This is a genomic window from Microbacterium gubbeenense DSM 15944 (assembly GCF_000422745.1).
Lineage (GTDB): Bacteria > Actinomycetota > Actinomycetes > Actinomycetales > Microbacteriaceae > Microbacterium > Microbacterium gubbeenense.
On record NZ_AUGQ01000024.1, the window covers coordinates 1 to 13098 of the forward strand.

General features: G+C 67.4%; 15 protein-coding genes and 1 pseudogene. 9 read left to right on the plus strand and 7 right to left on the minus strand.

All coding sequences use genetic code 11. The features are described 5' to 3' along the window. Window positions 1-282 (minus strand): transposase (locus G510_RS0111420; RefSeq protein ID WP_029153754.1); only part of this gene is annotated, 282 nt, incomplete at its 3' end. 224 nt (window positions 283-506) lie between these two features. Beyond that, the gene (locus G510_RS0111425) at window positions 507-818 is read right to left on the minus strand and encodes a putative quinol monooxygenase (protein WP_029153731.1); all 312 of its coding nucleotides are present in this window, start codon (window positions 816-818) and stop codon (window positions 507-509) included. Window positions 819-925: 107 nt separating this feature from the next. On the opposite strand from G510_RS0111425, the gene G510_RS0111430 reads away from it, so the two are divergent. After that, window positions 926-1867, plus strand: coding sequence for a GlxA family transcriptional regulator (locus G510_RS0111430; protein ID WP_029153732.1), 942 nt, complete (start codon window positions 926-928; stop codon window positions 1865-1867). Window positions 1868-2300: 433 nt separating this feature from the next. Here the strand turns inward: G510_RS0111430 and G510_RS0111435 are convergent, their stop codons facing one another. Then, on the minus strand, window positions 2301-2900 hold the full coding sequence (locus G510_RS0111435; protein WP_029153733.1) for a TetR/AcrR family transcriptional regulator: 600 nt from the start codon (window positions 2898-2900) through the stop codon (window positions 2301-2303). Between the two features lie 68 nt (window positions 2901-2968). Here G510_RS0111435 and G510_RS0111440 point away from each other — a divergent pair, with 68 nt between their 5' ends. Together G510_RS0111440 and G510_RS0111445 are read left to right on the plus strand one after the other, a co-directional pair. After that, entirely contained in the window at window positions 2969-3664 is a 696-nt protein-coding gene (locus G510_RS0111440; RefSeq protein WP_051216704.1) for a GOLPH3/VPS74 family protein, read from the plus strand. A gap of 86 nt (window positions 3665-3750) precedes the next feature. Next, on the plus strand, window positions 3751-4308 hold the full coding sequence (locus G510_RS0111445) for a hypothetical protein (protein WP_029153735.1): 558 nt from the start codon (window positions 3751-3753) through the stop codon (window positions 4306-4308). A gap of 84 nt (window positions 4309-4392) precedes the next feature. Here G510_RS0111445 and G510_RS0111450 read toward each other — a convergent pair whose 3' ends face one another. Continuing rightward, the gene (locus G510_RS0111450; protein ID WP_029153736.1) at window positions 4393-4818 is read right to left on the minus strand and encodes a hypothetical protein; all 426 of its coding nucleotides are present in this window, start codon (window positions 4816-4818) and stop codon (window positions 4393-4395) included. Between the two features lie 148 nt (window positions 4819-4966). Between G510_RS0111450 and G510_RS0111455 the strand changes: the two genes are divergently transcribed. The 3 genes from G510_RS0111455 (at window position 4967) to G510_RS0111465 (ending at window position 6499) form a co-directional block, all read left to right on the plus strand. Continuing rightward, window positions 4967-5341 (plus strand): nuclear transport factor 2-like protein, encoded by a 375-nt coding sequence (locus G510_RS0111455; protein ID WP_029153737.1) that lies wholly within the window; start codon window positions 4967-4969, stop codon window positions 5339-5341. Between the two features lie 140 nt (window positions 5342-5481). Beyond that, a complete protein-coding gene (locus G510_RS0111460) occupies window positions 5482-6216 on the plus strand; it encodes a formylglycine-generating enzyme family protein (RefSeq protein WP_036323050.1) in 735 nt (244 codons plus the stop codon). Between the two features lie 100 nt (window positions 6217-6316). Then, window positions 6317-6499: a PspC domain-containing protein gene (locus G510_RS0111465; protein ID WP_029153739.1), complete on the plus strand. Its 183-nt coding sequence runs from the start codon at window positions 6317-6319 to the stop codon at window positions 6497-6499. Between the two features lie 45 nt (window positions 6500-6544). On the opposite strand, the pseudogene G510_RS18865 reads toward G510_RS0111465, so the two are convergent. Continuing rightward, window positions 6545-6652 (minus strand): annotated as a pseudogene (locus G510_RS18865) (CGNR zinc finger domain-containing protein); the annotation flags it as partial. Window positions 6653-6950: 298 nt separating this feature from the next. On the opposite strand from G510_RS18865, the gene G510_RS19020 reads away from it, so the two are divergent. Further along, complete coding sequence (locus tag G510_RS19020; RefSeq protein WP_211219186.1) at window positions 6951-7745, plus strand: transglycosylase family protein; 795 nt, start codon at window positions 6951-6953, stop codon at window positions 7743-7745. Between the two features lie 65 nt (window positions 7746-7810). Here G510_RS19020 and gdhA read toward each other — a convergent pair whose 3' ends face one another. Continuing rightward, window positions 7811-9151, minus strand: coding sequence for an NADP-specific glutamate dehydrogenase (gene gdhA / locus G510_RS0111475; RefSeq protein WP_029153741.1), 1341 nt, complete (start codon window positions 9149-9151; stop codon window positions 7811-7813). On the opposite strand from gdhA, the gene G510_RS18315 reads away from it, so the two are divergent. After that, a complete protein-coding gene (locus G510_RS18315; RefSeq protein ID WP_157560575.1) occupies window positions 9151-9291 on the plus strand; it encodes a hypothetical protein in 141 nt (46 codons plus the stop codon). The two genes, gdhA and G510_RS18315, sit on opposite strands and share 1 nt — an antisense overlap. A 68-nt stretch (window positions 9292-9359) precedes the next feature. Here G510_RS18315 and G510_RS16645 read toward each other — a convergent pair whose 3' ends face one another. Next, window positions 9360-10853 (minus strand): deoxyguanosinetriphosphate triphosphohydrolase family protein, encoded by a 1494-nt coding sequence (locus G510_RS16645; protein ID WP_084644339.1) that lies wholly within the window; start codon window positions 10851-10853, stop codon window positions 9360-9362. Window positions 10854-10953: 100 nt separating this feature from the next. Here G510_RS16645 and helR point away from each other — a divergent pair, with 100 nt between their 5' ends. Then, window positions 10954-13092 carry an RNA polymerase recycling motor ATPase HelR gene (gene helR / locus G510_RS0111490; protein ID WP_245563331.1) on the plus strand — a complete coding sequence of 713 codons (2139 nt, stop codon included), beginning with the start codon at window positions 10954-10956 and terminating at the stop codon, window positions 13090-13092. Window positions 13093-13098: the final 6 nt, after the last annotated feature.

A 13098-nucleotide genomic window follows, 5' to 3' on the forward strand; every position in this document is an offset into this window, starting at 1 on the left:
GAAAAACACACTCGCCGCCTTGAGGATCTCGTTGGCGCGCCTCAACTCGGCGACCTCGCGACGCAGCCGCGCGTTTTCCTCGGCAACGTCGCTGGACACCCCGGGCCGCTGGCCCGCGTCGACCTCGCGGCGGCGATGCCACACCCGCAACGTCTCCGCGCTCATGCCCAGCAGGCCAGCGACATGTCGAACGGCGGTCATCAGGTTCGGATGATCCGGCTTTGCCTCATCGAGCATCCGCAGCGCACGCTCACGCATCTCGGGCGAGTACTTCTGATTCATCGTGTTCCATCCTTGCTTGAAGAACGGAACGAAAACCAGGCCGATTCAGCCGTCGAGTCGAGCGAAGGCGGTCAGGTCAGGGCGGCCGAAGCCGGCCGGCGGGGTAGCGTCGGGCACGTCGAGGTCTTTCGGATGGATGGCGTAGGAGCCTCCATCGTCGGGAGACCTCGACGTCTATCTGCGGACCGACTCGGCGGGGCGCGATCGTCTCGTGCGTTGGCGGACTACGGGAGCTTGGACGCGAGGACGTCGGCCGCCAGGATCTCGGGTGCTGCGCCGAGGAGGTGCTGGTTGGCCATCAGGGCTGCGACGATGGCGCCGTTAGCGTGGGCGTCGCGAGCGGCCTCGTCGGGGAATGCATCGAAGATCCAGAAGGTGTCGGCGTGGGTCCTAGCCGCGAACCAGACAATCGTTCCTACTTCTTCGTTGGCGAGCGCGACAGCGCCGGCGAGCAGATCTGCGACCGCGTCGTGCTGTCCATCGGCCGCGACGATCTTGGCGACGAAGGCATACGGAAGTGATGAGGGTGTGGACATGAGGGACTCTCCTTGACGTCGGGGTTCTTCGTGGGACGAGTTCAGCTTACGACGAGCGAGGGCCGGTGGGGAGTGGCGTATACGGCAGTATTGCTATTATTAGCGCCATGCGTATAGGACTGATCGCGATCGACGGCTGCTTCGGTTCGGCTATCGCGTCGATCATCGACATCGTGCGGGTGGCCGACGGAGCCCGCGGCGATGTCGACCCGCGGATCGACCCGATCGAACTCGCCATCCTCGGACCGAAACGGCGAGTGACCACGACGGCATCGATGACCCTGTCGGTGGACCACCCGCTGCCGGAGCCCGGAGAGTTCGACGTGGTCGTCGTCCCTGCGCTTGGAACCCTCACGGCCGCCGCGACCCACGACGCCCTCCAGAGCCGAGATGCTCGTTCGGTCATCGCCTCACTCGGGCGCCTCGACGACGCGACCACCCGGATCGCCGCGGCGTGCACCGGCGTGTTCGCCGTCGCCGAGACCGGGCGGATGCATCATCGGAGGGCGACGACCAGCTGGTTCCTGGGGCCGGAGTTCCGGAAGCGCTATCCGACCGTCGCCCTCGATCTCGACACCATGGTCGTGGTCGACGGGAACCTCGTCACCGCCGGCGCCGCCTTCGCCCACATCGACCTCGCGCTCTCACTCGTGCGATCGATCAGCCCCGACCTGGCCCAACATGTCGCCAAGCTCCTCATCATCGACGAGCGCCCGTCGCAGGCGGCTTTCGTCGCCTACGAACATCTCCGGCACGAGGACCCGATCGTCGTCGAGTTCGAACGCTTCGTGCGCGCCCGCCTGGACGAACCGTTCAACGTCGCCTTCGTCGCGCAGTCGCTCGGCACCAGCCGGCGCACCCTCGAACGACGAGTCCGTGCGGCGCTCAACCTCACTCCGCTCGGCTTCGTCCAACGGCTTCGCACCGAACGAGCTCGACACCTCTCAGCAACCACGGACCTCACCTCCGCCGAGATCGCGCTACGGGTCGGCTACGCAAACGCCGAGACTCTGCGCTCCCTCCTGCGCAGGGAGCGACGCCGTTCCTGACCTATCGCCATGCCTGTAGCTTGTGTCCTAGCGCTCGGTTGGAACCACCTCTCAGCACGCCGCGTCGACGCTCCTGCGTCGCCCCTGGACTACCCACTCAACACGCCCGCAGCACAGCCCATGTGACGTGCCCCGGCTTCCCGGACGGTCGGGGTTGGGTGGCTGTGATGTCGCTGCGTTCTCGTCGAGAGGGTCAGCAGACCCGATCAGAGCCGATTGGGATGAGCCGCGAAGGCGGTCAGGTCAGGGCGGCCGAAGCCGGCCGGCGGGGTAGCGTCGCGCACGTCGAGGTCTTTCGGATGGATGGCGTAGGAACGTCCATCGTCGGGAGACCTCGACGTCTATCTGCGGACCGACGCTCCCGGCCGACCTACACCTTCATCTGGGAAGAGCCAGGATCAGTGTCCGGCGCCGCCTGGTGATGCCGCAATCCCTACGGCATCGGCCGCAGTGGAAAATCGACGTCGAAGACTGCGTCGACGGCGAGGCTTAAGGTTGCGACCTCGTTCTCGAGATGCATTTCACTGAGCGGCATCGCGCGAGCGATCGACAAACCGTCGACAATAGTGAGTAGGAGGTCCGTCCTCCTGGCGTTGTCGCCGCGAGGCAGCGCCCCTTCTTCCTCAAGGATCGCGAGCCACGCGCCGACGCGACGCTCTGCCTCGGCCATGAGAACGGCGTAGCCGGCTCGAGTGTTCGTGTCGGCTTCCGCTTCCGCGAACATGCGAAGCAGGTTGGTCCACAGCTCCCGCGCCTCTGCGGGAGCGCCAAAGGGCTCCAGCAACCGCCAGATGCATTCGCGTAGCCGTTCGCGCGGCGGAACCGAGGTGTCACGGATGCGCTCGTCGGGCATGGCCGAGTCATACGTCGCGGTGAGGGCCGCGTTGATCAGATCGCGTTGCGTCGGGAAGTGATGGCGCAGCGTGCTCGCGCCGACGTCAGCACGAGCAGCGACTGCCCGCACGCTCAGTCGCGGAGCACCCTCATGCATCATCGCCGTCGCCGCAGCGATGATTCGATCACGTGTGCTCATACAGATCCTCCTTGATCGATCCTACGTGACCGACACACTGTGCTAGTACACTGTGCTAGTATTGATTCATGACCGATAACAGCAGCCGCCCGCAGCGCACGCGCACCCTGGTCACTGAGGACCTCCTACTCACGCTGTTTCAGCCCTCATCAGGAACGATCGCGGGGGAGAACATCCTCTTCTATGTGCTCGCGGGCGGCGTGTTGATCGATCTCGCCGAAAGCGGTGGCGCTGAGATTGAGGATGCCGGGTTGCGCGGCACTCTCGTCCGGGCGACCGGTGAGCGTCCCGAAGATGAACTGCTCCGCCCGATGTGGGACTACATCAGCCAGAAGCCCCGCGGAGTCCAAGGCGTTCTCGCGGCGAACGGTCCGACCTTGCGCACACCCGTGCTGGAGCGTCTTATCGAACGCGGTGACCTCCGCAGAGTGAGCAAGCGCGTGCTCGGGCTGTTCTCCTCATCAGCGCTGGTCGACGGCGACTCTGGTCGACGCACCGAGCTCGTCACGGCGATGCGCGCCGTACTCGTCGACGGAGCAGAACCCACAGCACGCATCGCCGCGCTCACAGCGCTCGTGTCGGCGAGTGGCGCGCTTCCGGTCTTCGATCGGGAGATTCCGTGGTCCTCCGCGACGGCCGAGAGGGCGAAAACTCTGGAACGCGGTGACATTGCGGCTGGCGCTGCCGCGGCCGCCGTCACTCGGACGATGATCGCCGTTGTCGCGAACTCCCTCATCGCCAATGCTGTCGTGGCGAACCGCTGACGCACCCCTTTCCCTCGCCAACGCCTCCGTTCCGCTGTCCCAGCGGCGGTACTCAGAGTGCTCGCTGAGCCCACAAAGGAGAAAGCATGAACGTGCTCGACCTTCTTCAGAACCTCATGTCGCAGGTGCCGATCCTGGTGCAGCCGCTCATCGTCGCGGTGGCCGCAGCGATACCATTCGTCGAGGGCGAGCTCGCTTCCGTTCTCGGCGTGTGGGCGGGGCTGGACCCGTTCATCGCCGCCATAGCCGCGATGGCCGGCAACTTCGCCTCTGTCGCCGTGGTCGTCGTCTTCGGCGCGCGCATCAGAACAAGGATCGTCGCGCGCCGTATGCGACGCACCGAGTTCGCCGTGGTCGCGAAGCCCGTGATCGACCGGGCGGTGGGCCCAGACAGCTCCGTCGTCGAGCCCAAAACCGAGTCGAAGGGTGCGCGGCGATTCAAGCGGTTCCTCGTACGATTCGGTGTGCCGGGGGCCAGCATCCTGGGTCCGCTCGCCATTCCCACACAGTTCACGTCCGCTCTATTGGTCTCGACGGGCGTTGCGAAGGGGTGGGTGCTGTTGTGGCAGGGAATCTCGATCATCCTCTGGACCACGCTGACCACGCTGATCGCAACAGGTGTGCTCGCGCTCGTGACCGGCTGAATCGACGCCCGACGCCGCCCAGGACGATGGATCTGGTTCCGGCAGGGACCGATCGTTTCCTCGCCGGTGCGCGCGCAGCGTCGCTCAGCGCCTCGAGCGCGCCCGATGTCTGCGAACAGTCACAATCACGAGGATGACTGTTCCCGGTCCGAAGAACGCGAGCGCGAGTCCTCCGCCGATGATTCCCGCACGGCCGCCGCGCCAACCCCATGAATCTGGTGCGAGAACGCCCGAGAAGATCATCAGCGCCCCTGTCAGGGCGAAGAGGAAACACGAGACAGTCAGCATGATGTCTGTGGTGAGGGTCGTGCGCCCCCGCAGTTCGACGAGTCCGGCGAGGATGCCCATCAGCCCGAAACAGATGCTCATGGCACCCATCCATGGGCTCTTCACGACGAAGAGCAGGAAAACGCCAGCGGCAACGAAGACCGCGCCGACGAGCGAGAGCAAAATCGCCTCGCGCCGTTTCTTCCGACGGGCGTCCCTCAGCGTCGCTTCGAGCTCCTCCACCCTCCCACCCTACGAAACTGTGCGACCGCAGAAAGCGACAGGCCAGGACGGAGGCCGAGACGCGTTGCACTCGCCACATATCGATCCGTGACCTTTGCGCATCGACCGCGTACCGTCGACCGCGTAGAGAGAACAGGAGAGGCAGGTCATGGAGGTCATTCTTCCCGCCGATTGCGGCAATGCCCCACGCATGGTGATCGTGGGAGATTTCATCGCGAACTGGGCGAGCGGAGACCACGAGGCACTTTCGACATGGCTGTCGGAGGACGCGTCGTGGACGCTCGTCGGTACGGGTACCTACACCGGGCCTGGCAGTGCGCGGGACGCGATTCCGCAGCAGTCGCCGGATCGGCTCGTGCTCCAGTCGATCGTGACCCACGGGCGCCTCGCATCCTGCGACGGATACTTGCAGAACGGACCAGATCGCACCCCGTTCAGCCAAGCGATCCGCTTCGCCGGCGCCACGAAGTCGGCGAAGATCGCCGAGATCCGCACGTACATGATCGCGCGAGAGGGCACCTGATCTCCGCAAGAGGCCGAGCCTCGTTGAGCGGGGGAAGCTCTCCGGAGACGGGGAGAGAGTCAGGGCCGGCGACGCCACAGGCATCGCGGGCCGCTCTGCCTTGCCCCGCTCGATAGGGTGTCGGAGTGCAGGACATTGAGATGGTGAGGATCCCCGCGGGTACGATCGTGCTCCAGGACGCCCGCCGACGCACCCGCCGGGAGGTCGCGCTCGCGACATTCGAGATCGGCACCTTCTCCGTCACACAGGAGCAAATGTCCGAGCTGCTGGGTGTGGTCGATGACCGGCCACAGGCCCGGCGCCCCGCCGCCGACGTCAGCTGGCAGCGCGCGATCCGCTTCTGCAACGCCGCGTCGGAGTGGGAGGGATCGGATCCCGCGTACACCTTCGACGGCGAGGAGGTGACCTGGCACGTGGACTCCGACGGATATCGTCTGCCCACCGAGGCAGAATGGGAGTTCGCCTGCCGCGCAGGCTCGACAGGACCGCACTACGGCCCTCTCGTCGATGTCGCATGGACTGCGGCGGACGGTGTCACCACACCGCAGCCGGTCGGTGGAAAGCTGCCCAACCTGCACGGTCTCTTCGACACCCTCGGCAACGTTTGGGAGTGGTGCTGGGATTTCCTCGATCCTGCGCGCTACGACGACTATCGCGTTTTCCGCGGCGGCGGGTACGCAGACGAGGCCTGGAGCGTGCGCGCCTCGGTGCGCCGGGGCGGCGGTCCGCAGATGCACCACGAGGACGTCGGGTTCCGCCTCGCCCGCGGTGGAGTCGACGGCCAGAATGCGGCGCAGGGATGGTCAGCGGCAGCCGACATGGAACGAGCACTCAGCGACGGACCGATGCCGATGGGCTGGACACCGCGCCGATGATCGCGCGCCGGCATCTTCGGGGGTGAAGGAGCCCGGGGGACAACCCCCGAATCCACCGCCTGGCGACTCACGCAACGCGCCTGGTGATTAACCTTGCGCCATGACTCGTCAGCTCGTACGCCCCCGCCGTGGCCGCATGATCAGCGGCGTGTGTTCCGCCATCGCTCAGCGATTCAACATGAGCCGCGCCCTTGTCCGACTACTCACGATCGTGGGGGTGCTGTTCTTCGGTTGGGCGATCCCGGTATACGTCGCCCTGTGGATCGTTATCCCTTCCGAATGACGACGTCGCCGCGTTCTCATCCGAGCGTGCCGCCCGGGGCGACGACGCGCGCATCCGATGCCGTCGCACGGCCGCACGATTTGCGCAGCGCACCGAGCAGTAGCGTTGCCGACCGTTGCGGGTGACGTCGACGACCACGTTTCGGCAGGGATCACCCGCAGCAGTCCCGCCGACCGCGCTGAGCCAAGTGGTCGGACCAAGCTGAACTCATGCGGGAATCGCGCGCGACAAGCTCCGAAGATGCCCTTCTCGGACCCCTCAACGGGGGAGGACGCGTGGATATCGAGACGTACTGACACTCGACCCGTCAACGTATGCGACCGTCGGCATACTCGTGCGTTCGCTGTCAACTTGCTGAACCGAGTTGTTATCTTTTCGTGATCAAGGCGTAGGGTGGGCCACTGAACCGCGAAGGATGGCCGTCGCAGCCGCCCCAAGAATCCTTCGTTCCATGATGTCGATTGCACGGCCGGGCGGCGATGCGCAGGAAATGCGCGCAGACGAGGCCGAGGAGTTCGCAGTGGATCAGAACACAACTACCCCCACCGTTTCCCCCAAGCGCCGCTTCGCACGCGGTGGCGCTATCGCCTCCGGCATTCTGGCGGTGGCCGCAGCGGTGACGTTCGTGCCGACCGCGGCGAACGCGGCCGATGGTGCGACCTGGGACGCTCTGGCGCAGTGCGAGTCGGGCGGCAACTGGGCGATCAACACCGGAAACGGCTACTACGGCGGACTGCAGTTCTCGCTCCCGACGTGGGAGGCGAATGGCGGTGTCGGCAACCCCGCGGACGCGTCTCGCGAGGAGCAGATCCGGATCGCCGAGAACGTCCTCGCGACGCAGGGCTGGGGCGCGTGGCCGAGCTGTTCAGCTCAGATCGGTGCGACTGGCGCGGCCGAGCCGCAGCCTGCCCCGGCTGAGGAGCCGGCCCCCGCCGAAGCTCCCGCACAGGAGCAGCCCGCACCCGCGGAGCAGCCGGCCCCGGCGGAAGCCCCCGCCGAAGCACCGGCGCCCGCCGCGGAGGCTCCTGCCCCGGCCGCCGAGCCCGAGGCACCCGCGTACGACCTCCCCGAGGTAGAGGCGTCGGACGAGACCTACACGATCGAGTCCGGCGACACCCTCGCCAAGATCGCCGACGAGCTGGAGCTCTCGAGCGGCTGGCTCGGCCTGTTCGCCGTCAACCAGGACAGCGTGACGAACCCCGACCTCATCTTCTCCGGACAGGACCTCGTTCTGCCCGCAGAGTGATCTCGGCGTGACACGACTGTGGCCGGTGGGAAGTTCCCACCGGCCACAGTTCTACATCGAGCGGATCAGATCACGCCGAAGGCGATCATCGCGTCGGCGACCTTGCGGAAGCCCGCAACGTTCGCGCCGACCACATAGTTGCCCGGTCGACCGAACTCCTCCGCCGTCTCGAGCGTGTTCTGGTGGATGCCCTTCATGATGTCCGTCAGGCGCCCCTCGGTGTACTCGAACGACCAGGTGTCGCGCGACGCGTTCTGCTGCATCTCGAGCGCGCTCGTCGCAACGCCGCCGGCGTTGGCCGCTTTACCCGGACCGTACGCGATGCCGGCCTCTTGGAAGATCTCGACGGCCGTCGGCGTGGACGGCATGTTCGCGCCCTCGGACACGGCGATGACGCCGTTCTCGACGAGCGTCTTCGCGTGCTTCTCGTGCAGCTCGTTCTGCGTGGCGCAGGGGAGCGCGACGTCCACTGGCACGTCCCACACGGATCCGCCGGCGACGAAGCGCGAACGCCCGCCGCGGCGCTCGGCATACGTGCTGATGCGGCCGCGCTCGACCTCCTTGATCTGCTTCAGCAGCTCGAGGTCGATTCCATCCTCGTCGACGACGTAGCCCGTCGAGTCCGATGCGGTGATCGCGATGCCCCCGAGCTGGTGCACCTTCTCGATCGCGTAGATCGCGACGTTGCCGGATCCGGAGACCGAGACCCTGCGGCCCTCAAGGCTGGTGCCGCGCGCGCTCAGCATCTCCTGCGCGAAGATCGTCGCGCCGTAGCCGGTGGCCTCGGTGCGCACGAGGGAACCGCCCCAGTCGAGGCCCTTGCCCGTCAGGACCGTCTCGTACTTGTTCGTCAGGCGCTTGTACTGGCCGAAGAGATAACCGATCTCGCGGGCGCCGACGCCGATGTCACCCGCGGGCACATCCGTGTACTCGCCGATGTGGCGGTACAGCTCGCTCATGAACGACTGGCAGAAGCGCATGACCTCGCCGTCGGACTTGCCGGCCGGATCGAAGTCGCTGCCGCCCTTGCCGCCGCCGATCGGCAGGCCCGTGAGGGAGTTCTTGAAGATCTGCTCGAAACCGAGGAACTTCACGATTCCGAGGTTCACGTTGCTGCGGAATCGCAACCCGCCCTTGTACGGACCGAGCGCGGAGTTGAACTCGACGCGGAAACCTCGGTTGACCTGCACCTCGCCGCGATCATCGACCCACGGAACCCGGAAGATGATCTGACGCTCCGGCTCGCACAGCCGCGTCAGGATCCCCATGTCGTTGTACTCGGGGTGGCGCTCCTGCACGAGGGAGAGCGAATCGAAGACCTCGTGAACGGCCTGGTGGAACTCCGGCTCGCCCGGGTTACGAGCGAGGACACCATCAAGAGTGGCCTGAAGGTTGGAATCGAGCATTGAAGTCCTTTCTGCGCGCAGAGCGCGGTGTGCCGCGCATCGCGGCCGTCAAGAACGAGGTCACCGGGGTCATCTCAGCCCTTGTGGGGCCGATGGTGCTCGTCGTCGAAGCGCCCGCGCACGTTTTTCCGCAGCACTGACCAAGTCCGGGCGCAAGTCTATGCCCGACGGGCCCGATCCTCACAACGAGCGGTGCGTGCGTGTGCGATCAGAGGCCCTGACCCGCGTCCCACAATCGCTCCGTATGGCCCGACAACAGGGCATCCAGGTGCGTCGTCTGCGCGTCGGTGAGCGAAGAGACATAATCGATCACCCCGCGCCCGACCGCGCGGCGATGCAGCTCCGTCTGACTCGTCTCATCGAGCAGTTCGGGGCGCTCCGAGCGCAGCCCCAGGTAGTCCTCGGTTGCGAGCTCGACGAGGTCGATCAACCGCCGCGGCGCTCGGCGCACGTCGTGCGGGTCGTCGAGCCACGCGGCGAACCCGTCGACGAGACGAACCAGAACGCTCGCCTGTCCCCGCTGATACACGGCCAGGTCGGCGCGGTCGAGAATGAACCTCTCGTGCAGGAACTTCAGCACCGCCACCTCGTGCCACGCCCTTCGATTGAGGCTCACGTGACCGGAACGGTGCGCCGGATCCCGGTGCACCTCTACCGACGACTGCAGGTGACGGATCCATTCCGCTGTGAAGCGCGCGAGCGAGCGATCGGCCGCGAGGGATCCGTCGAACGGAACCGTCAGCAGCCCGTCGACGACCTCGTCCGACACGCGCGCGACCGCCGCGTCGAACGCGTCGCTGTCGGCGATCCAGGGATCCCGGTGCTCGAGTCGGCGCCACAGCAGCTCGAGCGAGTGTCCGGGCGCACGATTCTGCGCCTTGATCGCGGGCGTCTGCAGCGTGCGCAACTCGGCGAGGTCGCGTCGCCACGCCCGGAACTCGCCGGCGATCGTCGCCTGGTTGAGCAGGCCCGCGCGATAGAAGTCGTCGAGGTCGTGCAGCGAATACGCGATGTCATCGGCGATGTCCATGACCGAGCACTCGATCGTCTGCTGCCCCGGGGCGATCTCGCCGTAGGCGCTGAGGGCGTCCTCGGCATCGGCCACATCCACGGCGTACATCGAGAATTTGTCGCTCGCGGATCCGCGTCGGTCGCCGCCCTCGCTGCGCCGCCACGGGTACTTGAGCACGGCGGCTCGCACCGCGCGGGTGAGGTTCAGTCCCACGCCGTGGGTGTCGTACTCGTCGAGGCGCGTCATGATCCGGTAGGTCTGCGCGTTGCCCTCGAAGCCCTCTCGCAGCCGGAACCGGTCGCGCGCGAGCCGATCGAGAGTCTGCTCGCCGAGGTGCCCGAACGGCGGGTGGCCGATGTCGTGCGCGCTCGCGGCAGCTTGCACGACGACGGGATGGCACCCGCCGAGCTCCTCGACCAGCTTTCCGGTCGGTCCCTCGTCGCGATGCAGATTCATGGCGATCGCACGCGCGACGGCGGCGACCTTCACCGAGTGGGTGAGGCGGTTGTGCACCGCGAGCCCCGCACCCGACTGCGCGATGACCTGCGTCACGGCCGACAGCCGAGAGAAGTACGGGGAGAAGCGGATCCGTTCGATGTCGACGCGGTAGTCCGGGCTGTTCTCCGCGCGTTGGAACTCGTTGAGCTCTTCGTCGAGGCGGCGCCCCACTCTCGCATCGGCATTCGTCATGCCCCCATCCTGGCCCATCCGCGGGGTTCGGCTGGGAATCGCGGACAAAGGACCTGCTCGCCGGCCTCCCCGCCGCCCGCGTTCGAGAGAATGGATCACCGTGACGAGTTCTGTTTTCGCGCTGCCCGCCCATCTCGCCGATAAATCCGACGCCGCCGTGATCGGCGCCGACGAGGCGCGGCTCGAGGAGATCGAGCGCGCCCTCGCCGCGGCGCGCGCGGACGTCGAACGGCGCCTGGCCGATGCGCGGCGGGCCGACGGCGACGGCCAGGACGCGATGGATCGCGACATCGCCGTCTACGGCCTCGTTGCGCGGCAGACGATGCTGCGCCGGTTCGCGATCGACCTGTGCCTCGGAAAGATCGTCGCGGCCGACGGCGACACGCTCTACATCGGACGCACCGGGCTGGTCTCGCCCGAGGGGAAGCGACTGCTGGTCGACTGGCGCGCGCCGGCCGCCGAGCCCTTCTTCGCCGCGACCCACCAGAACCCGATGGGGCTCGTCATGCGGCGCCGCTTCCGGTGGAAGCTCGGTCGCGTGACGGACTTCTGGGACGAGGTGTTCGACGCCGACGCACGCGAGCACGACGTGGCGCTCGACGACCAGTCGGCGTTCATCCGCAGCCTCGGATCCGCCAGGTCGCCGCAGATGCGCGATGTCCTCGGCACGATCCAGGCGGATCAGGACGCCATCATCCGCGCCGGCGCACGCGACGCGCTCGTCGTCGACGGCGGCCCCGGCACGGGCAAGACCGTCGTCGCGCTGCACCGCGCCGCCTACCTGCTCTACGCGGACCAGCTCATCTCGCAGCGCGGCGGGGGCGGGGTGCTGTTCGTCGGCCCGAACGATCGCTACCTGTCCTACGTCGACGACGTGCTGCCGAGCCTCGGCGAGGACAGCGTCATAGTCGCGACGCTCAGCCGGCTGACCGCGGAGGGCGAGTCGGCATCGCCCGAACCGGATCCGCGGATCGCGGCCCTCAAGGGATCCGCGCGCTTCGAGGACGTCGTCGCCGGCGTCGTGCGCGATTACGAACGGCCGCCGACCGACGAGATCGTCGTGCCGACGTCGTGGGCCGACATCGCGATCGAGCCCGAGGAATGGGCCGAGGCCTTCGAAGCGGCCGACGACGGAACGTCTCACAACGACGCGCAGAGCATCGTCTGGGACGAGCTGCTGGAGATCATCGTCTCGAACGTCACGGAGATGCCGCCGCATCTCGCGCGGCGCGAGCTCGAGAGCCACGCGGGGCTGCGTGCGGCGTTCGAGCGCCGGTGGCCCATTCTGGATCCGGCGCTGCTCGTCAGCGCCCTCTGGACGTCTCCCGCCCTGCTCGCACGCCACGCGCCGTGGCTGTCGGCCGCGGAGATCGAGCTTCTGCAACGAGGCCGCGGCGATGCGTGGACGCTCGCCGACCTGCCGCTCATCGACGCGGCCCGCGACCTCATGGGAGACCCCGTCGCGACCGCCCGGCGCCGCGCGTACGACCGCGCGCTGGCGTCGGAGCGGGAGCGCATCGAGACCGTCGTGGACTACCTCACCGACGCCGACGAGGACGGCGAGTCGTCGGCGCTCATGCTCGGCGCGGCCGACATGCAGGAGCGACTGATCGACGACGGCGCGCTCCCGACGCTGCCGATCGATCAGCTCGCGGGCCCGTTCGCGCACGTCATCGTCGACGAGGCGCAGGAGCTGACGGACGCGGAATGGCGCATGCTCATCCGGCGCTGCCCCTCGAAGAGCTTCACGATCGTGGGCGACCGCGCGCAGGCCCGGCACGGCTTCCCCCAGCCGTGGGACGAGCGCCTCTCTTCCGTCGGCTTCTCGCGTGTGTCGGTGTCGTCGCTGTCGATCAACTACCGCACGCCGTCCGAGATCATGGCCGAGGCGGAGCCGGCCATCCGCGCGGCGATCCCCGACGCGAACGTGCCGAAGTCCGTGCGCTCATCGGGGATCCCGGTGCGCCGCGGTCCCGCGGACGCGCTCCGGTCGGTTCTCGACGAGTGGCTCGCGGCGCACGACGAGGGAACGGCGTGCGTGATCGGATCCGCTGGTCAGCTGGACCTGCCGGACCGGCCGCGCGTCGCCGTGCTGACGGCCGAGCAGTCGAAGGGGCTCGAGTTCGACCTCGTCGTGCTCGTGAACCCGACCGCGCTGGGCGGCGGCATCGAGGGCGCGGTCGACCGCTACGTCGCGATGACGCGCGCGACGGAAGAGCTCGTGATCCTCGGCGACTGACCTGCC

Bases quoted from the DNA above. Each gene is read 5' to 3' on its own strand.
- G510_RS0111425 (WP_029153731.1), bottom strand. From the start codon at position 818: ATGTCCACACCCTCATCACTTCCGTATGCCTTCGTCGCCAAGATCGTC.
- G510_RS0111430 (WP_029153732.1), top strand. From the start codon at position 926: ATGCGTATAGGACTGATCGCGATCGACGGCTGCTTCGGTTCGGCTATC.
- G510_RS0111435 (WP_029153733.1), bottom strand. From the start codon at position 2,900: ATGAGCACACGTGATCGAATCATCGCTGCGGCGACGGCGATGATGCAT.
- G510_RS0111440 (WP_051216704.1), top strand. From the start codon at position 2,969: ATGACCGATAACAGCAGCCGCCCGCAGCGCACGCGCACCCTGGTCACT.
- G510_RS0111445 (WP_029153735.1), top strand. From the start codon at position 3,751: ATGAACGTGCTCGACCTTCTTCAGAACCTCATGTCGCAGGTGCCGATC.
- G510_RS0111455 (WP_029153737.1), top strand. From the start codon at position 4,967: ATGGAGGTCATTCTTCCCGCCGATTGCGGCAATGCCCCACGCATGGTG.
- G510_RS0111460 (WP_036323050.1), top strand. From the start codon at position 5,482: ATGGTGAGGATCCCCGCGGGTACGATCGTGCTCCAGGACGCCCGCCGA.
- G510_RS0111465 (WP_029153739.1), top strand. From the start codon at position 6,317: ATGACTCGTCAGCTCGTACGCCCCCGCCGTGGCCGCATGATCAGCGGC.
- G510_RS19020 (WP_211219186.1), top strand. From the start codon at position 6,951: ATGATGTCGATTGCACGGCCGGGCGGCGATGCGCAGGAAATGCGCGCA.
- gdhA (WP_029153741.1), bottom strand. From the start codon at position 9,151: ATGCTCGATTCCAACCTTCAGGCCACTCTTGATGGTGTCCTCGCTCGT.
- G510_RS16645 (WP_084644339.1), bottom strand. From the start codon at position 10,853: ATGACGAATGCCGATGCGAGAGTGGGGCGCCGCCTCGACGAAGAGCTC.